This window comes from Chryseobacterium phocaeense (genome assembly GCF_900169075.1).
Classification (GTDB): domain Bacteria; phylum Bacteroidota; class Bacteroidia; order Flavobacteriales; family Weeksellaceae; genus Chryseobacterium; species Chryseobacterium phocaeense.
This window is the reverse complement of record NZ_LT827015.1, coordinates 715,456-738,347: the sequence shown is the minus strand read 5'-3', so window position 1 is coordinate 738,347 and position 22,892 is coordinate 715,456. Positions and strand designations below refer to the sequence as shown.

Genomic DNA, 22,892 nt, shown 5'->3' with positions numbered 1-22,892 from the left:
AAGACCTGGAAACTTACGCTAAAAATAAATCCTGTTCTCTAAAAATTCTAAACTTGCGCGGATTATATATTTGTGCTTCGGTTATATATTTTGTGCCGCGCTTCGGACAGTAGAATTTTCTTAACGTTCACAGCATTGATTTTCTTTACGCTCTATTTTCCTATATCAGTTTTTTACGGTTATAAAATCAATATCCTAAAAATCTGTGGAAATCTGTGAAAATCTGCGGTTAAAAAAACAGCACGATCTGCAAAATCTGCGTGATGTGTAAATAAAATAACTTGATTTTTTTATTTAATCTTCTTTTGTCTTGAAACAAAAGAAACAAAAGTTCAAGACCGGGAAACTTCCGCTAAAAATCAATCCTGTTCTCTAAAAATTCTAAAACTTGCGCGGATTTACTTTTGCTGCTTCGGTTCAATCGCTGTGCCGCGCTTCGGACAGTAGAATTTTTTTTAACGTTCACAGGATGTATTTTCTTTACGCTCCAGTTTCCTATGTCAATTTTTTCACAGTTGTAAAATTAATCTCCTCAAAAAAATCTGTGGAAATCTGCGAAAATCCGTGGAAGAAAAAATTTGCTCGATCTACAAAATCTGCGTGATATTTTTTAACGCTCCATTTTCCTATGTCCGTTTTTCTGCTGTTGTCATCTTATTAAAAATTCTATCAAAATTCATGAAAATCTGCGGTTAAAAAATGGCATTTAACACATTATTTCACCATAATTATATTAAAAACAATGTCTGAATTTTATAAATATTTCACATCCATTTTCTATTGAAAAATTAGACTAAATCAATGTATTAACGAATCATAAAAACTTTCTCAACACAAGAAATATTACTACTTTTGAACTAGTTTTTGCATGAAAAGGTTTATAGTCTTCCTGTTTTTATTAATCTGTTTCTTTGGTTATTCACAATCAAAGATCAGGGTTATTGACGAAACTGATCAGAAGCCCATCTCCAATGCAAAAATATCCTGTGATGGCAAAGTTTTAGGTTTTACAGACATCCGGGGTACCCTTGAATTTAAAGCTTCATGCAGCACTATAGAAATCCAGGCTGAACAATACCAGAATGAAACAGCTACTACAGAAGCGGATATGGAAGTTACCCTGTTAAGAAAGGCATCAAAAACCACTGATATTGCAGAAGTGGTTATTGAAGACCGGAGCGATCCGCGGGCCCTGGAAATTCTCAAAAAAGTCAATCAGCTTTTTAAAGAAAATTCCCCCAAAAGTTTAGGTTCCTATTCTTTCAAGTCTTACGAGAAAGTGTCGCTAGACATTGATCAGGATAGCATTACACAGTTTAACAAGTTTTTTAATGATGCTCATCTTTTAAAGAAAAAAAGAGAAAAGGATTCCATAAGTACACTATCTGCAAAACAGATCTTTTCAAAAAGTAAGCTTTTTCTGTGGGAAAGGGCCCAGGAATTTCTTTATTCTGGAAAATACGGAGAAAAAGTGAATATTCTGGACAACAGGATTTCAGGCCTTAAGCAGCCGATCTACGAAATGATCGCCATCCAGCAGAGCAACAGGGACAAAATCCCTCACCAGATCAAACAGGAAAACAGGGGGCTTTACCGTTTTTTCCTTTCGGACACCATTGAGGTAAGTGGAAGAAAGACTTTTGTGATCCGTTTCCGGGAAGTGAACTACAAAAAACCTGATAAAAGGAGAAAATACAACGGCGCCATCTACGTAGACACGGAAACCTATGGCATTCAAAAAATTGAGAACTTCAGCAAAAATAAAAATGACGGAATTATCACGAGTACCTGGATTTTCTACAATCATAAATGGTTTCTTGCCCAGGAAAAAGTAAAGCTGAGAATGAGCAGGGTGGCTATGGAAGAGGAAAACAAAGGTACGAAGGAAGAAACCTCTGAGAAAACGGATAAAACAAGTTTCGGGACGTATGCTTTCCTGACCTCAACTTATTTTGATTTTAAATCGCCCATTGAAGAAGAACGTAATGATTTTAAGGGCTATACATATTCTGTGAAAAATGCCGACGGCCATCTTCTGGATCAATATAGAACGGATCCCCTCACTGAAAGAGAAAAAAACACCTATTCCACCATCGACAGTCTGGGTAAGAAATATAATATCGACAGTAAAGCAAAGATCCTGACTGGTCTTATCAATGGACAGATCAGAATGGGTATTGTAGATTTTGCAGTGGATGAGATTGTGAATTACAACCTTTATGAAGGCTTCAGACTTGGCTTAAAGGCTAAACTGAATGAAACTTTTAACCCATACTTTTCACCGGATTATTATTTTGCGTATGGTTTTAAAGATGATAAATGGAAATACGGAATCGGGCTGGATATGAAGACTACGCTGGACAAAAATTCATTCTTCAGAATCGAATATTATAATGACGTAACGGCTTCAGGAGAGTTTTACCGAAGACTCTGGAATTTCAAGATAAGAACCATGAATTATGGAAATAACATCAATAACGATAAGTATTATCATTTCCGTGGAGCTTCATTGTCTTACCTTAACGATGTGACCAATGGCCTCACACTGGTTTTTGCCGCAAAAAGAAATATTGAAGAGGCTAAATTTGACTATGAATTCAGGGGAAGAGGCGGTGAATTTGATAATTTCAATACTTTATTTACGTTAAAATATTCTCCGAATTCCACGAATATCATGACACCACAGGGAAAATCAATCATCGATCAAAAGTATCCTGAACTGTATTTAAACTATGAACAGAGCTATAAAGCATTGGGAGGAGATTTTAATTATACGCGTTTTGATGCATTGTTCGTTCACAACTTTAAGACCATTTTGGGAACTACCGGATTCAGGTTGTATGGGGGAATTGTATTGGGTGAAGCTCCGATCTGGAAGCATTTTACCATGAACGGGCTGGCTTCCCCGAGAAAGGATTTTAATTTCAACTTAACTTCTTATCTCGGTTTTGCAACGCTGGAGGGTGGAAAGTTTTACAATGATAAATTTATTGCTTACTACTTCACCCATAAGCTTCCTTTATATTTTAAAAGTTTCGGACAGAATGTTTCCAGCTTTGATTTTGTATTAAGAGGGACTATCGGGGATATGAAGCATCCGGAATATCATGAGTTTAAGTTCAGGAAGCTGGATCATCTGTATCAGGAAGTAGGCCTGGAGTGGAACAATTTCCTGTCTACCTATTTCAACCTGGGCCTGTTCTACAGGGTAGGATATTACACCACTCCTAATTTCAAACAGAATTTTGCCATCCAGTTTAAGCTGAAGCTGCTGGAATTTTAAGCAAAATCATAAATACATAAATACATAAATACATAAATACATAAATACATAAATACATAAATACATAAAATCAAAAACATGCAGAAAATAGAAATAAAAGCAGAACAGTTTTTTGAATTATTAAAACTGAAAGATACCTCGATGTGGGAAATTTTCTCGCAAATGATCGATGGCAATGAAAAGGAAATTATATTCCTTGACAATGAAGATAAAATCCTCTTCAACTATATCCTTCCTTCTGAAAAGGAAAAACTGGAGGAAGACCGCAAGGAGTTTTCAAAACAGTTTTCAGATAAATTGATTAACTTCAATTAAAAATTTTTAATGAATAGAATTGCTATTTTTTCTATACTGGCTTTTCTTCTTTTCAGCTTAGGTTATGCTCAGCAATATAAAAAACCGCTGGTTTCTGCTATTAAGGAAGCTGATTTAAGGAAAGACATGTACGAATTGGCCGCAGATCAGTTCTGGGGACGCGAAGCCGGAACTTTGGATGAGCTGAAAGTATCCATGTGGCTTGCTGACAAAGCTAAGGAAGCCGGAATGAAGCCTGCAGGCGATAATGGTACATTTTTCCAGTTTTTTGATATGTACAGGCATCAGGTAACCCCTCAAAGCAGCTTTAAAATCGGAAACAACAGCCTGAAGCTCTGGAAAGATTTCCTGGTATCCGAACCTGTGAATTCCTCCATTGATTCTGAAATTGTATACGCCGGAAATACAGAGCCGGAAGGACTTTCCCAATTCAATGTCAAAGGAAAAGTGCTTGCCGTGAATGCATCTGATAAAAATATCGACCAGGAAATGACTCTGTTTGTCAGAAGATATCCCGGATTTGTCCGTGCAAAGTACTACACCAAAGCCGTTGAGCTGGGAGCCAAAGCAATGATTTTCATTACAGACGATATTTCTGAAAAAAGCTGGGTGGAAGTTCTTCCCCAAATGACAAGAGGAACGTATGGTGTGGAAGGCCTCAGAGAAAAAGTAACAGACAATATTCCTGTGGTATGGATCAAAAGAGAAAATGCAGCGTGGGTAAAAAACAATCCTAAAATATCTCTGAACCTGATCACGGAAACTTACAAATATCCTTCTGTGAATATCATCGGAAAGATTGATGGTACCGACCCTGTTCTTAAAAACGAATATGTTCTGCTCAGCGGACATCAGGATCATGACGGAATCAGACATCCCGTAAAAAATGATACGATTTATAATGGTGCTGACGACAATGCCAGTACCTGCGTCGCAATGCTTGCCATGGCCAGAGCCTATAAAAAACAGCCGGGAAAAAGAAGCATTCTCTTTGTTTTCCATGGCGCTGAAGAAAGAGGATTACTGGGTTCCAGATGGCATGCCGCCCATCCTGTAGTTCCCAAAGACAAAATTGTTGCCGTCCTGAACGGGGATATGATCGGCAGAAATGATAACAACGAAGCTGCTCTTCTCGGAGGAAATGCACCCCATAAAAATTCTGAGGAGCTGGTTAGAATGGCTGAGGAGGCCAATAATGAAAGTACAAAATTCAAGTATCTGAAAGACTGGGATTCCCCGAACCATGCGGAGTATTTCTACTTCAGAAGCGACCATCTTCCGTATGCAAAAGCCGGAATTCCTGCTGTATTTTTCACCAGTGTACTGCACGATCAGTACCATACCCCGCAGGATGAATCTGAAAATATCAATTACAAAAAGCTTTATAAAATGACGGAGTGGATGTACAGAACATCCTGGAAGGTTGCCAACGAGGCTGAACGCCCAAAGATTATTCCGAATTTTACGCTTGAAAGATAAAGACTCGGCGGCCCTTCGGGCCGCCGAGTCTTCTTTTTTGTCATTGCAAACAGACTGAAGGTCTGCAAACTTAGTTCATAAGCGACGATGGAATCTTTTTAAAAATCTGTGGCAATCTGTGAAAATCTGTGGTTAAAAAAGTCTGCATGATATGCAAAATCTGTGTGACACATATAAATAAAATCGCTTTTTATATCATATTCTTTTGTCTTGAAACAAAAGAACCAAAAATTCAAGACCGGGAAACTTCCGCTAAAAATAAATCCTGTTCTCTAAAAATTCTAAAACTCGTGCGGATGTACTATTGCTGCTTCGGTTCTGTATTTGTGCCGCACTCAGACAGTAGAATTTTTTTAACGTTCACAGGACTTATTTTCTTAACGCTCCATTTTCCTATGTCATTTTCTTGCGATTGCAAAAATCAATTTTCTACATAAAAATCTGCTTTATCCGTAAGATCTGCGTGATAGTTTTTAATAGTCTTTTACGTTTAATATTCTTTTGTCTTAAAGCAAAAATTCAAGACCGGGAAACTTCCGCTAAAAATAAATCCTGTTCTCTAAAAATTCTAAAACCTGCGCGGATTTGCTATTGCTGCTTCATTTCAATCTCTTTGCCGCGCTTCGGACAGTAGAATTTTCTTAACGCTCCATTTTCCTATGTCATTTTCTTGCAGTTTCAAAAGCAGTCTCCTCAAAAGATCTGTACTTAAAAAATCTGCATGATCTGCAAAATCTGCGTGATTAAATTTTATCTCCGATAAAATCATTGAGCCTATTCAGCATGTAGTATAAAAAATCTTGCGTAATTGCATTGCAATCTGCCAATATTTTGCATGAAAATAATATCAATTCACACTTTAAACCAACAGATTCATTAAAGAAGGATCATTATTCAGATAATTGACAAAGAAATCATACTTTTTCATATGATGAAGCAACGGCGCAAAATCCTCTTTCTGCTTCAATCCGATTCCCACCACAGCAATCCCTTTTTCCTTTGAATTCTTCTGAGTATATTCAAAAAAAGTAATATCATCATTCGGGCCCAGAACATTCAAGACAAAATTCTTAAGAGCTCCAGGACGCTGGGCAAACCTTACCAGGAAATAATGTTTCAAACCGGCATATAAAAGCGCTTTTTCTTTAATTTCCTCCATCCTCGTAATATCATTGTTACTTCCGCTGATGATGCACACTACATTTTTCCCTTTGATCTGTTCCTTATATTTCCTCAAAGCAGCTACAGAAAGAGCTCCTGCAGGTTCCACTACCACAGCATCCTTGTTGTAGAGGGAGAGAATGGTTTCACATACCATTCCCTCATCTACCACTGCCATATCATGCAGGATATTTTTGCAGTGCTCAAAATTGAGCTCTCCTACTTTCTGAACAGCAGCTCCATCCACGAAGCGGCTTATTTTTTCAAGAAGTACCGTTTTCCCTTGTTCCAGTGCTTTTTTCATACTGGCTGCAGCGGAAGGTTCCACGCCTATAATTTTTGTCTGCGGAGATAACTGTTCAAACACGATACAGGCACCTGCAGCCAAGCCGCCACCACCGATAGGAACGAAAAGGTAATCAACAGGTTCATCCGACTGCTCCAGAATTTCCAGTGCAGCTGTTGCCTGACCGTCAATAATATCCTGATCATCAAACGGATGAATAAATATACCCTGCTGTTCCCTGCAGAATTCCTGTGCCGCATCTTTCGCTTCATCAAAAGTATCTCCGTGAAGCACAATATCTATAAAACTTCCTCCGAACATTTTCACCTGTTCAAGTTTCTGGCCGGGCGTAGGCAAAGGCATAAAAATGGTTCCTTTCACCTTCATTACATTGCAGGCAAAAGCTACTCCCTGTGCGTGGTTTCCGGCACTGGCACAAACTACACCCTTTGCAAGGTCTTCAGGTGACATCACTGCCATTTTATTGTACGCTCCCCTGATTTTATAGGATCTCACCTGTTGCAGGTCTTCCCTTTTGAAACTTATTTTCGCTTCATATATACCAGAGAGATTATGATTAATGGCCAATGGGGTTCTTACCACTACATTTTTGAGCCTATCAGCTGCTTTATAAACATTGTCTAAAACAGACGGATACGTTTCTTCCTTCATCATGGCCGATTGATTAATTATTCTCCGGTCTCAGGCTGCGGACCGTTTTTCCGGCTCTCCACATTTCACTTTCTCTGAGCTCTGTAAGTTCAACTTCCAGCTTTTCCCTGTAATCCGATTTACTGTTGCTGTCGATAGATCTTTGAGCCTCATTTCCTTTTGCTACACTGTCGTAAAGCTCCTCAAACAAAGGAGAAGTGGCATCTCTGAATCGTTTCCACCAGTCCAGTGCTCCTCTTTGGGCGGTGGTACTGCAGTTCGCATACATCCAGTCCATTCCGTTTTCTGCCACTAATGGCATTAACGACTGCGTCAGTTCTTCTACGGTTTCATTAAAAGCTTCCGATGGACTGTGACCGTTTTTCCTCAGCACTTCATATTGTGCGGCAAATATCCCTTGTACAGCGCCCATCAATGTTCCTCTTTCTCCGGCAAGATCGCTGTATACTTCTTTTTTAAAATCGGTTTCAAACAGATAACCGCTTCCAATGGCAATTCCCAAAGCTGTTACTCTTTCCCTTGCTTTCCCCGTAGCGTCCTGATATACGGCAAAACTGCTGTTCAGTCCACGATCCTGCAGGAACATTCTTCTTAATGAGGTTCCCGATCCTTTTGGAGCTACTAAAAACACATCCACCTCAACCGGAGGAACGATTCCCGTACGCTCGTTAAAAGTAATTCCGAAGCCATGAGAGAAATACAGCGCTTTTCCGGGGGTAAGGTGCTGTTTTACTTTCGGCCAGTATTCAATCTGGGCGGCATCGCTCAAAAGATAACAGATAATGGTCCCTTTCTGTAAGGCTTCTTCTATTTCGAATAATGTTTCACCAGGTACAAAACCATCTGCAATAGCTTTATCCCATGATTTTGAATTTTTCCTCTGTCCGACAATGACGTTAATCCCGTTATCTTTCTGGTTAAGCGCCTGTCCCGGTCCCTGTACACCGTAACCGATTACTGCTACTACCTCATCTTTTAATACTTCACGAGCTTTCTCCAATGGAAATTCTTCTCTTGTCACTACGTTTTCTTCTACTCCTCCAAAATTCAATGTTGCCATTTCTTATTTTTTTATTTGTTGTTAATGATATGTCTTTTTTGATATTTTTCTGATCAGCTTGCATGTTCTACTGCGGTCAGGTATGGATTTCTGTGATAATGAACCTGCAGTACATCTATCTGCTTTTCCATCTGCCGGGTGATCTTCTCTACCGAATCTTCTGTTTCCCTGATAATGATGACGAATTTTTTAATCTTTTCCATCTCGGAAGGACCTACATTGAAATTCACAATAGAAATTCTTCTTCTGGAAAATATAGTATTGATTCTTCCGATCAGCCCTAAATAATCTTCCGTATACGCTGTGATGGTGTATTCTTTATGTTCTGATTTCATATTATTCTGTTTTAAATGTTACACTTTATCATGATTCAGCACGATCTCCGAAACACTTTTCCCCTGAGGGATCATCGGAAAGACATTGTGCTCTTTTCCGGTCATCACTTCCAGAAGAAAAGCTCCTTTTGTGTGAAGCATTTCCTTAAGCCCCGCCTGCAGCTCTTCTCTCTGGACAATCCTTTTCCCCGGAATGTTATATCCTTTGGCTACCTGAACAAAATCCGGACTCTGGATATCTACCGAAGAATATCTTTCTTCATGGAAGAGCTCCTGCCATTGCCTTACCATACCCAGATAGCAGTTATTAAGAATTAAGATCTTGATCTCGGGCCCGTACTGCATGAGCGTTCCCAGTTCCTGAATATTCATCTGGGCTCCTCCGTCACCCGTCACCGCGATAACCGGTCGTTGGGTCTCTCCGTAAGCAGCTCCTATAGCTGCAGGAAGACAGAATCCCATAGTTCCCAATCCGCCACTCGTAATATTACTTCGGGAATGCTTGAAACCTGAATATCTGCATGTGGCCATCTGGTGCTGCCCTACATCAGTCACGATCACGGCTTCTCCTCCTGTTATTTCATTCAGATGCCGGATCACTTCTCCCATGGTAATTTCTCCTGATGAAGGATAGAGCTCATGATTGATCAGTTTCACTTGTTCAGTTTGATAGCAGTCTTTAAATCTTTCGTGCCACTCAGGATAGGTTTTGAGCTCTATCAGCTGAGTAAGAAGCGGAAGGGTTTCTTTACAGTTTCCTAAAACCGGTACATCAACTTTTACATTTTTATTGATTTCTGCTTTGTCAATGTCGAGGTGGATAATTCTCGCCTGTTTTGCATACTGATCAATCTTTCCGGTTACACGGTCATCAAACCGCATTCCCACAGCAATGAGAACATCACATTCATTGGTAAGGATATTGGGCCCATAATTTCCATGCATTCCCACCATTCCTGTGGCCTGCGGATGATCGGTAGGAATAGTGCTCATTCCTAATACCGTCCATGCTACAGGAATCCCTGATTTTTCTGCAAACTGCAGGAATTCTTTTTCTGCTTTTCCTAACATAATGCCCTGTCCGGCTATAATGAAGGGTTTTTCTGCATTATTGATCAGGAAAGCTGCTTTTTCTATGCAATCAATATCAGGAACAGGGTCCGGCCGGTAGCTTCTTAAAAATTCACAGGGAGCATACCCTTTGTTTATAACCTTCTGCAGCTGGGCATTTTTTGTGACATCGATGAGTACCGGGCCTGGTCTTCCGGATCTTGCGATATAGAATGCTTTAGCCAGTACTTCGGAAAGTTCATCAGCATCGGTCACCTGGTAATTCCACTTGGTAACGGGGCTGGTGACATTCATCACGTCTATTTCCTGAAATGCATCTGTGCCTAAAAGATGTTCAAAGACCTGTCCTGTAATGCATACGATAGGCGTATTATCCAGCAAAGAATCGGCTAAGCCTGTCACAAGATTGGTTGCACCGGGACCGCTGGTGGCCAGCACCACCCCTACTTCTCCCGAAACCCGGGCCAGCCCCTGCGCTGCATGAACAGCGCCCTGCTCATGGCGGACGAGAATATGCTCCAACCGGTCTTTATAGTCGTAAAGGGCATCATAAATCGGAATAATAGCCCCTCCCGGATATCCGAATATGGTTTTTACCCCTTCCTGAATAAATGCTTCAAGGATGATCCTGCTTCCGCTGATTTCTTTTTCTAAGGATACATTTTGGTTCTTCATTATATTTTTGTTAGGTGATTTCATCCGTTACACAACCTTCAGCCGCTGATGATACGGTAAGCGCATATTTATACAGCAATCCTTTTTTTACTTTAAGCTCAGGTTTTTGCCATCCTTTTTTCCTGTGTTCAATTTCTTCTTCGGAGACTTTTAATTGTATGGTGTTGTTTACAGCATCTATTTCAATCAGATCGTTGTCTTTTACAAAAGCGATCAATCCGCCTTCATGGGCCTCCGGGGTAATATGCCCTACTACAAAACCATGGGTTCCGCCACTGAATCTGCCATCGGTAATCAACGCTACACTTCCGCCTAAGCCTGCTCCGATAAGGGCACTCGTTGGTTTCAGCATTTCCGGCATTCCGGGAGCTCCTTTCGGCCCCTCATGGCGGATTACAATGACATCTCCGTGCTGTACTGTTCCGTTTTCAATACCTTCGATCAGGTTTTTCTCGCCATCAAATACCCTTGCTTTTCCTGAGAATTTTTCACCTTCTTTTCCGGTTATTTTCGCGACACTTCCTTTTTCTGCAAGATTTCCATAGAGAATTCTTAGGTGTCCTGTTTCTTTGATTGGATTTGACAAAGGCCTGATGATCTTTTGCTTTGTAAAGTCCAGCGCAGGTACATTTTCCAGATTTTCAGCGAGGGTCTTTCCGGTAACTGTGAGACAATCGCCATGCAGTAATCCTTCTTCCAGGAGATATTTCATGACAGCAGGTGTTCCGCCGTGTTCATGAAGGTCCTGCATCAGGTATTTCCCACTGGGTTTAAGGTCTGCGAGTACGGATGTACAGTCACTCATCTTTTGAAAATCATCCTGGGTAATGGAAATCCCAACACTTTTAGCCATGGCTATAAAATGCAATACAGCGTTGGTGCTTCCGCCTAAAATAACAATCAAACGAAGCGCATTTTCAAAGGCTTTCCGGGTCATAATATCTGAAGGTTTGATGTCTTTTTCCAGCAGTATTCTAATGTATTTTCCCGCTTCAAGACACTCGTTCTGCTTTTCTTTGCTTAATGCTGGGTTTGAGGATGAATACGGAAGGCTCATGCCTAGTGCTTCAATCGCTGAAGACATCGTATTCGCGGTATACATTCCTCCGCAGGCACCGGCACCGGGGCAGGAATTTTTAATCACACCGTTAAAATCCTCTTCTGAAATTTCTCCTGCAATTTTCTTCCCCAAAGCTTCAAAAGCGGAAACGATGTTAAGCGTTTCGTTTTTATAGCATCCCGGAGCAATGGTTCCGCCATAGACCATGATGGAAGGTCTGTTCAGTCTTCCCATCGCGATAATGGTTCCCGGCATATTCTTGTCACAACCGGGCAGGGCAATGATTCCGTCATAGTATTGTGCTCCGCAGATGGCTTCGATGCTGTCTGCAATCACATCCCGGCTTACCAGTGAATAACGCATCCCGTCTGTACCGTTGCTCATTCCGTCGCTTACGCCGATGGTGTTGAAGATCAATCCGGCTAGCCCATGATCCCAGGTTCCTTTTTTCACCACTTTGGCCAGGTCATTCAGATGCATGTTGCAGGTATTTCCGTCATAGCCCATGCTGGCAATCCCGATCTGGGCTTTGTGCATATCTTCTTCTGTAAACCCTATTCCGTACAGCATTGCTTTTGCAGCCGGCTGCTTTCTGTTTTGTGTGAATGTTTTTGAATATTTATTTAACATATTGTCCTGCATTTGCTGTTCTTGTCATTTTTTCAGTCTTGTATTGGAAATTTTATATTTTTCGGAATCCATTCACGAAATTTTTGTTCAATTTTGGCTCAAAACTACAGCTTGTTATATTTTTAAATTTTCTGTTTTTGTGAAAACTACAATATTCAATTGCTTAGAAATCAGATTTAATTAATTAATAATCAATTATTTATATTCTAAAAATTTACAATAACAGAACCTCTTACGCGATTCAAATAAGCCTTCTGTACTTTTTCGCTTGCCGTTTCTTCCCAGTTTCGGATAAAGGGAACATTATCCAAAGAATCCAGGGCAACGATTTCAGCTGCCGTACCGCAGAAAAAAGCAGCATCAGCTCCTCTCATTTCTTCAGGCTTAAAGAAGGTTTCTTTTACTGGAATATTAAGCTCCTCACATAGCTCAAAAACTGTTTGTCTGGTGATCCCCGGAAGGATGCTTCCTTTGGCGGGAGTAAATAAAACCCCGTCTTTTTCGTAAAAAATATTGGCTCCGGAGCTTTCGGCTACGTTTCCGTTTTCATCGAGGACAAGTGCTTCATCGTAGCCTTTGTCTTTGGCATCCTGACAGGCCAGTATAGAGTTGACATAGTGCCCACCTACTTTGGCTTCCACTTTAAATGCTTTGGGGTTAGGGCGTTGAAACGGAGAAGTCATCACCCTCATTTTATCAGCGAGATACCCGTTATTCCATTCCCAGGCCAGCAGGGACAGATAGGATTTTTGTCCTTTTGAAAGGGACATATTGGGGGAACAGGTGACCAGCGGCCGGATATAGGCATCACTGAAGCCGTTTCGTTGCAGAAGTTCATAAGTAAGATCAGTAAGCTCATCCACTGAATAATTGAACGGAATGTGCATCAGTTCGGCTGATCTTTTCAGCCTTTCGTAATGTTCCTTTGCTTTGAAAATTCTTGTTCCATGCTCTGTGCTGTAGGATTTAATGCCTTCAAAAACAGAGTACCCATAATGAAGGGACTGTCCGTAAAGATCTGTTCCGGCTTCTTTGGCTTTCATAAATTTCCCATCAAAATAGATGATCGTGTCGTCGTTGTAATACATGTTATAGAGGTTTAATTATTGACAAAAAAGGAATAAAAAAAGCCCTCTCACGCTGTGAGAGGGCTCAAATATGTATAGTCATATTCTTTCCTGCTCACAGACGTAAGGGAATAATAATGACGATAATAATTACTGTTAATAACTGATACATAATTTCTGAAATAAAAAAACCGCTTCAAACAAATGAAACGGCCTATATAATTTAAATTAAAATATTTTTAAAATGCCGTTTCCTTACTGTTGCTAATGACAACAATAGTAGTAGAAATGACAATAATATTTTTCTGATTCGTAAAATTCATGATGCAAATGTATTGAATTTTTAATATCCTGCAAGTTTTTTAAACACTTTTTATTTTTTCTGTAAAAAGTCTCTGATGGTTACAGCTGTTTCTGCTACATCATGAACTCTTAAAATCCGGGCTCCCTGTTCCAAAACTTTCAGGTGCAGTTTCTGGGTTTCTTCATTGATGTCCAAAGGAGATTTCCCCAGCGGTTTATAGATAAATGATTTTCTGGAAATACCTATCAACAGAGGAAATCTTTTAAAACCTAAATATTCAGTTTCTCCTATCATTTTCATCTGATCTTCCACTGTTTTTCCAAAACCAAAACCCGGATCCAGGATAATGTCTTTAACTCCTTTTTCAAGAAGTTCACTGGTTTTTTTAGAAAAATAACGGTTGACTTCCAATGTTATATCTTCAAATTTTATTTTATCATGCATCGTTTCATAGGATGGATTTACATGCATCAGAATGTAAGGAAGTCCCGTTTCAGCAGCAGTATCGAACATCTTGCTGTCATACTGTCCGCCGGAAATATCATTGATCATGTCAATCCCCTCACTAAATCCGAATTTCACGGTCTCCGCATAAAAAGTATCCAGTGAAATCAGTGACTGGGGGAATTCTTTTTTTATCCGGGAAATGACGTTTCCGATCCTTTCAATTTCTTCTTTGCCGGTTAAAAATTCTGCATTCGGCCGTGTAGACTGCGGTCCGACATCGATGATCTCTGCTCCATCCTGTAGAAGCTTTTCAGCATGCTTCAGTGCTGATTTTTCGCTGTTAAACTTCCCTCCGTCGGAAAAAGAATCAGGGGTAAGATTGAGAATACCCATGATTTTGGGGGTATCGAGATCTACCAGCCTTCCATTGCAGTTTATTGAGTGGAAGGGTTTGGGCGTTTGAGGGTTTGAGGACATGCTTATGATTGATAATTGATAATTGATAGTTGATGAATGATCTGTATTCTGCAAAATTACTACTTATTGTGGAATGTGGAGAGTTTGGTTTTTTATGTTCAAGGTTCAAGGTTTAAAGTTTAAGGTTTAAAGTTCGACCGGCAACCTAAAACAATATATCCCGAAAATTTCCACCCCGTACCCCGCAACGCTAAAACTCTCCAACACTCAAACCCTAAAACTCAAACTGTGACAAAAATCAACCCCTGATTCCCGCTACCTGAAACCTAATTCGTATATTTGGGAGATTAAGAGAATTTATGTCAGAAACATCAGTACAGTTCGGGAAAGTTATTAGTGAATGCCGGGATTTATTCGGCAAAAAATTACAGGATTATGGTGCCGCGTGGAGGGTTTTGAGACCGAGTTCCATTACGGACCAGATTTACATTAAAGTGAACAGAATCCGGACACTTCAGATGACTGATAAAAAGATGGTAGATGAAAGCGAGGAAGATGAATTCATTGCTATTGTGAACTATTCTATCATCGGGCTTATTCAGCTTGAAAAGGGGCTTTCCAATGATTTTAATGAAAATAAGGAAGAGGTTTTAAGCCTTTACGATCAATATGCTCATGAAGCCCGGGTTTTAATGGAAAGAAAGAATCATGATTATGGTGAAGCGTGGAGGGATATGAGAATTTCTTCCATTACTGATCTTATTTACCAGAAAGTGTTGAGAACAAAGCAGATTGAAGACAATCAGGGAAAAACCATAGTTTCAGAAGGGTTGGATGCGAATTATTTTGACATGCTGAACTACGCTGTTTTCTGCCTGATCAAGTTCTCAGAAAAAGAAAATATTTCCGAAACCCAAAAATAAATTACTATGATCAAAGGTTTATTACGTTTTATTATTGCTGTAATCTTCATCCTTTCCGGTTTTGTAAAGGCTGTGGATCTGGTAGGTTTTTCTTTCAAAATGGAAGAATATTTTGCCCCTTCCGTCTTCAATATGCCGTTCCTGGAAAAATTTGCGCTTCTGTTCTCGGTTATTGTCGTTGTACTGGAGCTTTTCCTGGGATTTATGCTTTTACTGAAACTGAAGCTTAAGTTTACGCTTTCAGCATTAATTGCCCTTTGTATCTTCTTTGGCTTCCTTACTTTTTATTCTGCTTATTACAATGTAGTGACGGACTGCGGGTGTTTTGGAGATGCCATCAAGTTTACGCCATGGCAGAGTTTTATTAAAGATATCGTGCTTCTTGTTGGGCTTATCCTTCTGTTTATCCTTTACAGAAAGGAGTTTCAAAAGAAAGATGAATACAGCAGCAGCGGTCCGAAAGAGCCTTCCGGTAAGTTCAGGTATGTTCTTCTGGGACTTTTTGCCGTGGTAATGATCTACATTATGGCACAGGGAATTATGCATGAACCATTGATTGATTTCCGGGATTATAAAACGGGAACCAATCTTAAAGCTGAAAAGGAAAAAATCAACAAAAACCCTTCTGAATATAAAACCTTCTACTCTCTTAAAAACCAAAAGACAGGAGAAGTTCTAAAGGTGAATCAGGACGATTATATTAAGGAAACCAAGTACTGGGCGGAAGGTTCTCCATGGAAGATTGAGGAAGGAAAAAATGAATCCGTTCTGGTAAAAGAAGGGTATAAATCCGAGATCGTGAAATTCAAGATTGAAGATCCTACTGGTATGGATCTGACGGATGAAATCATCAACGCCCCAAAGGCTGTCCTGGTTTTCTCCTATCACCCGAAAGAGGTTCCTGCTGACCTGATGCAGAAAGTGGAAGCTAAAGTAAACGCCCAGAAAGGAGCTGTGACCTATGGAATTTCTACAGATCACAATACTTTTAAAACCCTTAAAAATGCAATGATGGACGGAACTGCCATTAAAACCATTGCAAGAAGCAATCCTTTTGTACTGATTCTTCAAAACGGAAAAATTGTGGATAAACAGCCTGCGAAAGACTATATCAACTAATTATTTTAACGCTAATGGAACAAAATTTCAATTATATTAATGAAAATTATATTACAGAAGCTGAATTATGTAATATAACAAATATCAGCAAGGATGAATTGGCTGTACTTATTCAAAATCAATTAGTTCCCCAGCACTCTTATACAGTTTCCCGAACTATTAGAATAACCTCACCTCTTAATGATGAATTTGAAAATGAGATTACAGAGAAGTTTTTCAGTAAAAACTGTATTTCATTAATTGAAAAGAATAAAGAATTAAGAGATATTCATCAATACAAGGAAGATTTTAAAGAAAATTTCATCCGGCATCTGATGAACCATCCTCATAAAAACTTTGCTTATGATGGTATGTTCAAAACCTCTTTTCCGGAACAGGAAAAACTGAATGAAATATTTGAAAGTGAGTGGACAGCCTATTGTGACGGTATATATGGGATTTGTACCTTACATTCCACTGAAGAGGAAATTGTAAAAAAGGAAATTGCAGTTAAAAAACTGATTCAGTTCAACACCCAGTTATCTGGTAAAAAACTTACCGATGATGAATCAGAAGAACTGATGAAACTGGGTGAAGAGTTTAACGAAGTAGCTCAAAAATTTGCTCCTTATCAAAGAAAATCAAGCAGCAGGGGAAAATATCTCGATAAAATTTTAGAAGAAAATAACTTAGACTATCTAGTAAAAAAATATTAAAGCATGCAAAAATCAAATAAATCAATCGCCGGTTATCACTTACTAATGATTCTTTCTTCTGTAGACGGAGAATTTGCTCCTGAGGAAGGAATGCTGATTCAGCAGTATATGGCAGATGAGTTTCCATTCAGAATGAACCTTGACAACGAGCTTGAAACACTGGCACTTTTACAGCCTGAAGAATGGAAAGACCACTTTGAATTCCACGCCAGATGTTTCTTCGATGATTCTACGCAGGACGAGCGTGTAAAATTTGCAGAATTTGCCAAAACACTGATCAAGGCTGACAATAAAGTCACTGATGAAGAGCATACGTTTTACAAGCTTTTAAAAAACCTGTGGAATTTAGCCTAAAAAAACGCATCAAAAAATAAAATGCATATGAAAAAATTTTATCTGGGAATTCTAATTATGAGTGCATCTGCGATACAGTCTCAAAAATTTCCTGACCTTAAAGCTCCTATAGCCGAAAAGCAGGAACATATCCGCGAAATTCACAGTGATAAGGTGAATGATCCTTATTACTGGATGATTGATTATTTTAAAAAAGGAAAAGATTCCACGAAAGTAGTTGATTATCTGAAAGCCGAAAACACGTACTGGACAGGTATGATGAAGGATACCGAGCCTTTCAGGGAACAGCTTTTCCAGGAAATGAAGTCCAGGATCAAAGAAAAAGATGAGTCTGTCCCGGTTTTCAAAAAAGGGTACTACTATTACAGCCGTACGGAAACAGGAAAACAGTATTTCAAATACTGCCGGAAAAAAGGAAGCCTTACTGCTCCTGAAGAAATTCTTCTGGATGTAGATAAAATGGCGGAAGGACATTCCTATTATTCCGCTTCAGGTTTCAGCATCAGCCCGGATAACACAAAGATGATCTTTGGGGTGGATGATGTTTCCAGAAGACAGTATAAACTGTTCCTAAAAGACCTTACCACCGGAAAAATTACGGATCTGGGAATTAAAAACACCGGAGGTTCTGCAGAATGGGGAAATGACAACAAAACTATTTTCTACACAGAGAACAATCCTGTGACGCTTTTATCTGAAAAAATCAAAAGACATACGTTAGGAACAGATCCTGCTAAAGATGTTACCGTTTACGAGGAAAAAGACAAAACCAACTATATTTCAGTCTATAAATCCAAAAACGAGAAATTCATTTTTATCTATTCCGGTGCCACTACTTCCTCTGAAACGAAGTATCTGGATGCCGACAAACCCAACGGAGAATTCAATGTTTTTCAGCCGAGAATGAAAAATGTCCTGTATTCGGTGACTCCTTTGGAAGATAGGTTCCTGGTCAGAACGAATAAGGACGCCTTAAATTTCAAGGTTGTTGAAACACCTTTGGATAAAACAGGTGTTGACAACTGGAAAGATTTTATTCCACACAGAAAAGATGTACTGATGCAGAGTATCAGTGCTTTTAAGAATTATCTTGTTTTTGGAGAAAGACAAAACGGGCTTTCCCAGCTGGTGATTTATGACAGAAAAACAGGCAAGAAAGAGTTTCTGAAATTCGATGAACCGGCCTATACCGTTTATTCATCAGATAACCCGGAATATAATACGGATAATTTCCGCTTCGGATACACCTCGATGGTAACACCCAGTTCACAGTTTGAGCAGGATTTAAAAACCGGGAAAAGAGTTTTATTAAAGCAGCAGGAAGTTTTAGGCGGTTATGATAAAAGCAATTACGTAACCGAAAGACTTTTTGCCACAGCCAAAGACGGAACAAAAATTCCAATTTCGATAGTTTACAAAAAAGGATATAAAAAAGACGGAAACAGCCCGCTTCTACTCTATGCGTACGGTTCTTACGGAAGTTCAATGGATGCTACTTTCAGCAGTACCAGACTGAGCCTTCTGAACAGAGGTTTTGCCTTTGCCATCGCTCATATCCGCGGCGGTCAGGAAATGGGACGGCAGTGGTATGAGGACGGGAAAATGATGAAAAAGAAAAATACCTTCACCGACTTCATTGATTCCGGAGAATACCTGGTTAAAGAAAAATATACATCCCCTAAACATCTTTATGCCCAAGGCGGAAGCGCTGGAGGTCTTCTGATGGGAGCTGTGATGAATATGAGCCCTAATTTATGGAACGGGGTTATTTCTCAGGTTCCGTTTGTAGATGTGATCAATACGATGCTTGACGAAAGCATTCCATTGACCACCAACGAATATGATGAATGGGGAAATCCCAACAACAAGGATGCTTATATGTATATGAAATCCTATTCGCCGTACGAAAATATAGAGAAGAAAAACTATCCGAATCTATTGGTAACGACAGGTCTGCATGATTCTCAGGTACAGTATTTTGAGCCTGCCAAATGGGTTTCCAAGCTAAGGGATATGAAAACAGACAAAAACGTACTGCTTTTAAAAACAGACATGGAATACGGCCATGGCGGTGCTTCGGGAAGATTTGATTACCTGAAGGATACGGCTTTGGTGTATGCGTTTATGTTTAAGCTGGAAGGGATTGATAAGTAAGCATCACGCAGATTTTGCTGATTAGGCAGATTTTTATATGACGGAAAATGAAATTTCATATATTGTTAGGAAATGCATTTTTAATGTTTATAATCAGCTAGGTCCTGGTCTGTTAGAATCTGTATATCAAAAAATTCTTATTTATGAATTGGAGGAAAATGGACTTGAAGTAAAATAGGAAGTTATTCTTCCGGTATATTATAGCAATAAAAAGTTTGATCTTAATTTTAAAATTGACATTTTAGTAGAAAACAAAGTTGTTTTAGAACTAAAATCAATAAAAGAGTTGGAAGCTATTCACTACAAACAGCTTTATACCTATTTAAAGTTATCAGATAAAAAACTAGGGCTATTGGTTAATTTTAATACCACCAATATTATGGAAAGTATTAAAAGAGTGGTTAATCATATTTAGATCTGCTCAATCAGCAAAATCTGCGAGAAATAAAGCAGTAGAATGATTTGAATGGATCAGTAAATAGGCATCACGCAGATTTTGCTGATTAGGCAGATTTTATATGACGGAAAATGAAATTTCATATAATCTGCGGGAAATAAAATAAAAATAAGAATAAATTATATAATTAGTTAAGGTTATGAGAAGAAAAATAGTGGCAGGAAACTGGAAAATGAACAAAAATGTCATTGACGCACAACAGTTGATGATTCAATTACTGAGCTATAAAAACAATAACACCACCAACTGTGAGGTATGGATCGCCCCGCCTTCTTTATATTTGATGATGGCTAAAGATATCTTCGAAAAAGATGAGATCGGTGTATTTTCCCAGGATATGAGTGAGCATGAAAGCGGTGCCTATACCGGTGAACTTTCTGCAGATATGCTTGAATCCATTGATGTGACAGGTTCTTTGATCGGTCACTCCGAAAGAAGACAATACCACGGAGAAACAGATTCCCACTGCAACAGAAAGATCAAATTAGCCCTTGACAAGGGACTGATCCCTGTATATTGCAACGGAGAAACCCTTGAGCAGAGAAAAGCAGGACAGCATTTCGAAGTGGTAAAAAACCAGACTGAAGTGGCTCTTTTCACACTTTCTGCAGAAGAAATCAAAAAAGTGGTGATCGCTTACGAACCGGTTTGGGCTATCGGAACCGGTGAAACAGCTACTCCTGAACAGGCTCAGGAGATTCATGCACACATCAGAAGTATTATTGCGGCCAAATACGGAAAGGAAGTTGCTGACGAAATTTCTATCCTTTACGGAGGTTCTGTGAAGCCAGACAATGCTAAAGAAATTTTCTCTCAGCCTGACATTGATGGCGGACTGATCGGAGGTGCGGCTTTAAAACTGGAAGATTTCTCAAAAATTATTGAAGGTTTTAATGGATAGATTTTGGCTAAAGCCAATGGAATTCATTGTCTTTGGTAAATGGGCTAAATCCCTATTGAATTGAAGACCATATCCAATAAAAAACGGCGGCCTCTCCGAGGCCGCCGTTTCTTCTTAAAAAATCTAATTATTGAATATCGACTACATACATGGTTCCTTTATCCTGTTTGCCTGTTTTAGGCAGAATCTTTGTTTTTGGATTTCCGTTTCCGTCGTCTGCAACCCCGAAATCATCGTCATTGAAAACAGCGAGTTTGTTATTTCCTAAGTATACAATTCCTTCAAATTTATCGTGGTCATAGCCTATTTTTGTGACCAGATCCACAGCGAGAGTCTTTGTAACCGGTTTTAATCCTGCCGTATTGATTTCGTCCCATGTAGACTGCTCAAGGGTTTTTCCGTTGATTTTCATTCCGTCTACGGCCGTTAAATCCGTTCCTGATACATCGGATGCTCCTGAGAGATTAATTCTATACACTTTTTTAAGTCCTCCGGAAGAACCGAAGTTTCCGTCTCTTTCGATCACCAGAAATTCAGTATTGCTGATTGGGGTAATATCACACACAGAATCTGAAGCTCCCCCGTCCTGTTTATATAAGTATTGCTTTGTCTGTCCGGTAGCCAGATCGAAAGTAACGATTCTCGTTAAAGTTGTATTCGTTGCCAGCGCTTTTGTAGGCACATACATTGTCGACTGCATCGTTCCTACAAGCATTTTCCCGTCTGGTGTCATGCACATGCCTTCCATTCCGCGGTTGGGTCTTCTTTTGGAAAAAACAGCGGGTAATTTTCTTGCTCCTGTGTTTACGCCGATCGGGCTGATTCTTTCCAGCTCCACTCCCTCCGCACTGTAATGAACAATATGTGGCCCATACTCATCCGAAACCCAAAATGTTCCGTCTGTGGCAGCTACAATACTTTCGCTGTCTAATCCATAATTATCTGTTCCTAAAACATTTCCTGACGAGTCGTAGGCTATTTCTCCCGTACTTCCCATTCCCGCCGGGTTTGGAAGTCCTGTGATAAGCTGCCCTGAAGGATTTTTAAGTTTAATATATTTAATGACCTCAATATTTCCTTCCGCATTGATTTTGAAATGCATAATGGTTGGGGTAAAGCCCGGGGCAAGGATTTTTATTCCATTCTGGTACGCTACATTGGGACCGCGGTCGGTAATGACATAAAATTCCCCTTTCCTGCTAGTGTGTGCAGCAGCTCCGGAACCGAATCCACCGTTGATTACATTGACACCATTCAGGGTCATTAATGTGGAAAAAGGAAACTCCTGGGGAAGTTTTGCATAGTTGATATCCTGGTTCTGGTTATCTACTTGATCGTTGTCGTTACATGACATGATAGCTGTGAATGCTATAGCTGACAGCAGCAGTTTTTTCATAGTTACTTTTATGCCGCGAAAATATAGCTTGATTATAAACTGATCTTAAATTTAATGATAAATGTATTTTAACAATAAAACCTTCAGACAACAAGCTTGTTTAAGTTTTTTGTTGGAAAACCGCAATGGTCGCAAGGTTTTTATTATGAATCCGCTTTAAGGCGCAAGAAAATCGAAGATTTTCAGTAAGAGTTTGATGAACTTACCTCGTCGCCTGGCTGTTTGCAATGACAATGAAATTTATTGGAATTAATCCGTATATCTTCAAGCTTCATCCTGATTCTTTATTAAATCTAAAAACCAAGGAATTAAATTAATCCTTATCGTAAATATAATAAAGAAATAACATCATAATTCACAAAACACATTCAAAAATTTATCTAATATCTTTGCACCCGTTAAGGCTGAACATCTGTTCATTAAAAGGGAATCAAGTGAGAAGAAATTCAATGCTTGAGCTGTACCCGCAACTGTAAGCTGTTTACACTTTCTGTACCTATTGCCACTGGATAACATCCGGGAAGGCGTACCTGAAGAAGCAAGCCAGGAGACCTGCCTTAATGACATTCACTTCATGAGAAGAAGGAGCTGAAAAGCATCATCTTATCTTTTGAAGGAAAGTTTCGGGAAT

The 22,892-nt window shown here is 39.4% G+C and carries 17 protein-coding genes, 1 pseudogene and 1 riboswitch; of the genes and pseudogenes, 10 read left to right on the top strand and 8 right to left on the bottom strand.

Features of this window, described 5'->3' with window-relative positions; translation table 11 throughout:
- Positions 1-868: 868 nt before the first annotated feature.
- The 3 genes from B7E04_RS10095 to B7E04_RS10085 all read left to right on the top strand — a co-directional run bounded on the left by B7E04_RS10095 (position 869) and on the right by B7E04_RS10085 (position 5,077).
- Entirely contained in the window at positions 869-3,283 is a 2,415-nt protein-coding gene (locus B7E04_RS10095; RefSeq protein ID WP_080778531.1) for a hypothetical protein, read from the top strand.
- Between the two features lie 78 nt (positions 3,284-3,361).
- A complete protein-coding gene (locus B7E04_RS10090; RefSeq protein ID WP_080778530.1) occupies positions 3,362-3,598 on the top strand; it encodes a hypothetical protein in 237 nt (78 codons plus the stop codon).
- A 9-nt stretch (positions 3,599-3,607) separates the two neighbouring features.
- Positions 3,608-5,077 carry a M20/M25/M40 family metallo-hydrolase gene (locus tag B7E04_RS10085; RefSeq protein ID WP_080778529.1) on the top strand — a complete coding sequence of 490 codons (1,470 nt, stop codon included), beginning with the start codon at positions 3,608-3,610 and terminating at the stop codon, positions 5,075-5,077.
- 859 nt (positions 5,078-5,936) lie between these two features.
- Here B7E04_RS10085 and ilvA read toward each other — a convergent pair.
- From ilvA to folP, 7 genes are all read right to left on the bottom strand, one after another.
- Positions 5,937-7,199: a threonine ammonia-lyase IlvA gene (gene ilvA, locus B7E04_RS10080; protein WP_080778528.1), complete on the bottom strand. Its 1,263-nt coding sequence runs from the start codon at positions 7,197-7,199 to the stop codon at positions 5,937-5,939.
- Between the two features lie 10 nt (positions 7,200-7,209).
- A complete protein-coding gene (gene ilvC / locus B7E04_RS10075; protein ID WP_080778527.1) occupies positions 7,210-8,256 on the bottom strand; it encodes a ketol-acid reductoisomerase in 1,047 nt (348 codons plus the stop codon).
- Between the two features lie 53 nt (positions 8,257-8,309).
- Positions 8,310-8,591 (bottom strand): ACT domain-containing protein, encoded by a 282-nt coding sequence (locus B7E04_RS10070; RefSeq protein WP_080778526.1) that lies wholly within the window; start codon positions 8,589-8,591, stop codon positions 8,310-8,312.
- A gap of 18 nt (positions 8,592-8,609) precedes the next feature.
- Positions 8,610-10,337: a biosynthetic-type acetolactate synthase large subunit gene (gene ilvB / locus B7E04_RS10065; RefSeq protein WP_080780646.1), complete on the bottom strand. Its 1,728-nt coding sequence runs from the start codon at positions 10,335-10,337 to the stop codon at positions 8,610-8,612.
- Between the two features lie 10 nt (positions 10,338-10,347).
- On the bottom strand, positions 10,348-12,027 hold the full coding sequence (ilvD, locus tag B7E04_RS10060; RefSeq protein WP_185117074.1) for a dihydroxy-acid dehydratase: 1,680 nt from the start codon (positions 12,025-12,027) through the stop codon (positions 10,348-10,350).
- A 206-nt stretch (positions 12,028-12,233) separates the two neighbouring features.
- Positions 12,234-13,115 (bottom strand): branched-chain-amino-acid transaminase, encoded by an 882-nt coding sequence (gene ilvE / locus B7E04_RS10055; protein ID WP_080778524.1) that lies wholly within the window; start codon positions 13,113-13,115, stop codon positions 12,234-12,236.
- Positions 13,116-13,467: 352 nt separating this feature from the next.
- Positions 13,468-14,322 (bottom strand): dihydropteroate synthase, encoded by an 855-nt coding sequence (gene folP / locus B7E04_RS10050; RefSeq protein ID WP_449384827.1) that lies wholly within the window; start codon positions 14,320-14,322, stop codon positions 13,468-13,470.
- A 299-nt stretch (positions 14,323-14,621) separates the two neighbouring features.
- Between folP and B7E04_RS10045 the strand changes: the two genes are divergently transcribed.
- From B7E04_RS10045 to tpiA, 7 genes and pseudogenes are all read left to right on the top strand, one after another.
- On the top strand, positions 14,622-15,185 hold the full coding sequence (locus B7E04_RS10045; RefSeq protein ID WP_080778523.1) for a DUF1599 domain-containing protein: 564 nt from the start codon (positions 14,622-14,624) through the stop codon (positions 15,183-15,185).
- A 6-nt stretch (positions 15,186-15,191) separates the two neighbouring features.
- Positions 15,192-16,304 carry a BT_3928 family protein gene (locus B7E04_RS10040; protein ID WP_080778522.1) on the top strand — a complete coding sequence of 371 codons (1,113 nt, stop codon included), beginning with the start codon at positions 15,192-15,194 and terminating at the stop codon, positions 16,302-16,304.
- 14 nt (positions 16,305-16,318) lie between these two features.
- Positions 16,319-16,999: a DUF6058 family natural product biosynthesis protein gene (locus tag B7E04_RS10035; protein WP_080778521.1), complete on the top strand. Its 681-nt coding sequence runs from the start codon at positions 16,319-16,321 to the stop codon at positions 16,997-16,999.
- A 3-nt stretch (positions 17,000-17,002) separates the two neighbouring features.
- Positions 17,003-17,353 (top strand): tellurite resistance TerB family protein, encoded by a 351-nt coding sequence (locus tag B7E04_RS10030; protein WP_080778520.1) that lies wholly within the window; start codon positions 17,003-17,005, stop codon positions 17,351-17,353.
- Positions 17,354-17,380: 27 nt separating this feature from the next.
- Positions 17,381-19,507, top strand: coding sequence for a S9 family peptidase (locus B7E04_RS10025; RefSeq protein ID WP_080780644.1), 2,127 nt, complete (start codon positions 17,381-17,383; stop codon positions 19,505-19,507).
- 37 nt (positions 19,508-19,544) lie between these two features.
- A pseudogene (locus B7E04_RS10020) lies at positions 19,545-19,922 on the top strand (GxxExxY protein).
- Between the two features lie 181 nt (positions 19,923-20,103).
- Positions 20,104-20,865, top strand: a complete 762-nt coding sequence (tpiA, locus tag B7E04_RS10015; RefSeq protein ID WP_080778519.1) for a triose-phosphate isomerase — start codon at positions 20,104-20,106, stop codon at positions 20,863-20,865.
- 127 nt (positions 20,866-20,992) lie between these two features.
- On the opposite strand, the gene B7E04_RS10010 is transcribed toward tpiA, so the two are convergent.
- On the bottom strand, positions 20,993-22,261 hold the full coding sequence (locus B7E04_RS10010) for an esterase-like activity of phytase family protein (protein ID WP_080778518.1): 1,269 nt from the start codon (positions 22,259-22,261) through the stop codon (positions 20,993-20,995).
- A 384-nt stretch (positions 22,262-22,645) separates the two neighbouring features.
- A riboswitch (cobalamin riboswitch) is annotated at positions 22,646-22,835 on the top strand.
- Positions 22,836-22,892: the final 57 nt, after the last annotated feature.

What these genes read in the sequence shown, in the direction of transcription:
- B7E04_RS10045 (WP_080778523.1), top strand. Translation starts at nt 14,622, where the DNA reads ATGTCAGAAACATCAGTACAGTTCGGGAAAGTTATTAGTGAATGCCGG.
- ilvD (WP_185117074.1), bottom strand. Translation starts at nt 12,027, where the DNA reads ATGTTAAATAAATATTCAAAAACATTCACACAAAACAGAAAGCAGCCG.
- B7E04_RS10025 (WP_080780644.1), top strand. Translation starts at nt 17,381, where the DNA reads ATGAAAAAATTTTATCTGGGAATTCTAATTATGAGTGCATCTGCGATA.
- folP (WP_449384827.1), bottom strand. Translation starts at nt 14,322, where the DNA reads ATGTCCTCAAACCCTCAAACGCCCAAACCCTTCCACTCAATAAACTGC.
- tpiA (WP_080778519.1), top strand. Translation starts at nt 20,104, where the DNA reads ATGAGAAGAAAAATAGTGGCAGGAAACTGGAAAATGAACAAAAATGTC.
- ilvC (WP_080778527.1), bottom strand. Translation starts at nt 8,256, where the DNA reads ATGGCAACATTGAATTTTGGAGGAGTAGAAGAAAACGTAGTGACAAGA.
- B7E04_RS10070 (WP_080778526.1), bottom strand. Translation starts at nt 8,591, where the DNA reads ATGAAATCAGAACATAAAGAATACACCATCACAGCGTATACGGAAGAT.
- B7E04_RS10090 (WP_080778530.1), top strand. Translation starts at nt 3,362, where the DNA reads ATGCAGAAAATAGAAATAAAAGCAGAACAGTTTTTTGAATTATTAAAA.
- B7E04_RS10040 (WP_080778522.1), top strand. Translation starts at nt 15,192, where the DNA reads ATGATCAAAGGTTTATTACGTTTTATTATTGCTGTAATCTTCATCCTT.
- B7E04_RS10085 (WP_080778529.1), top strand. Translation starts at nt 3,608, where the DNA reads ATGAATAGAATTGCTATTTTTTCTATACTGGCTTTTCTTCTTTTCAGC.
- ilvE (WP_080778524.1), bottom strand. Translation starts at nt 13,115, where the DNA reads ATGTATTACAACGACGACACGATCATCTATTTTGATGGGAAATTTATG.
- B7E04_RS10030 (WP_080778520.1), top strand. Translation starts at nt 17,003, where the DNA reads ATGCAAAAATCAAATAAATCAATCGCCGGTTATCACTTACTAATGATT.
- B7E04_RS10010 (WP_080778518.1), bottom strand. Translation starts at nt 22,261, where the DNA reads ATGAAAAAACTGCTGCTGTCAGCTATAGCATTCACAGCTATCATGTCA.
- B7E04_RS10035 (WP_080778521.1), top strand. Translation starts at nt 16,319, where the DNA reads ATGGAACAAAATTTCAATTATATTAATGAAAATTATATTACAGAAGCT.
- ilvA (WP_080778528.1), bottom strand. Translation starts at nt 7,199, where the DNA reads ATGATGAAGGAAGAAACGTATCCGTCTGTTTTAGACAATGTTTATAAA.
- B7E04_RS10095 (WP_080778531.1), top strand. Translation starts at nt 869, where the DNA reads ATGAAAAGGTTTATAGTCTTCCTGTTTTTATTAATCTGTTTCTTTGGT.
- ilvB (WP_080780646.1), bottom strand. Translation starts at nt 10,337, where the DNA reads ATGAAGAACCAAAATGTATCCTTAGAAAAAGAAATCAGCGGAAGCAGG.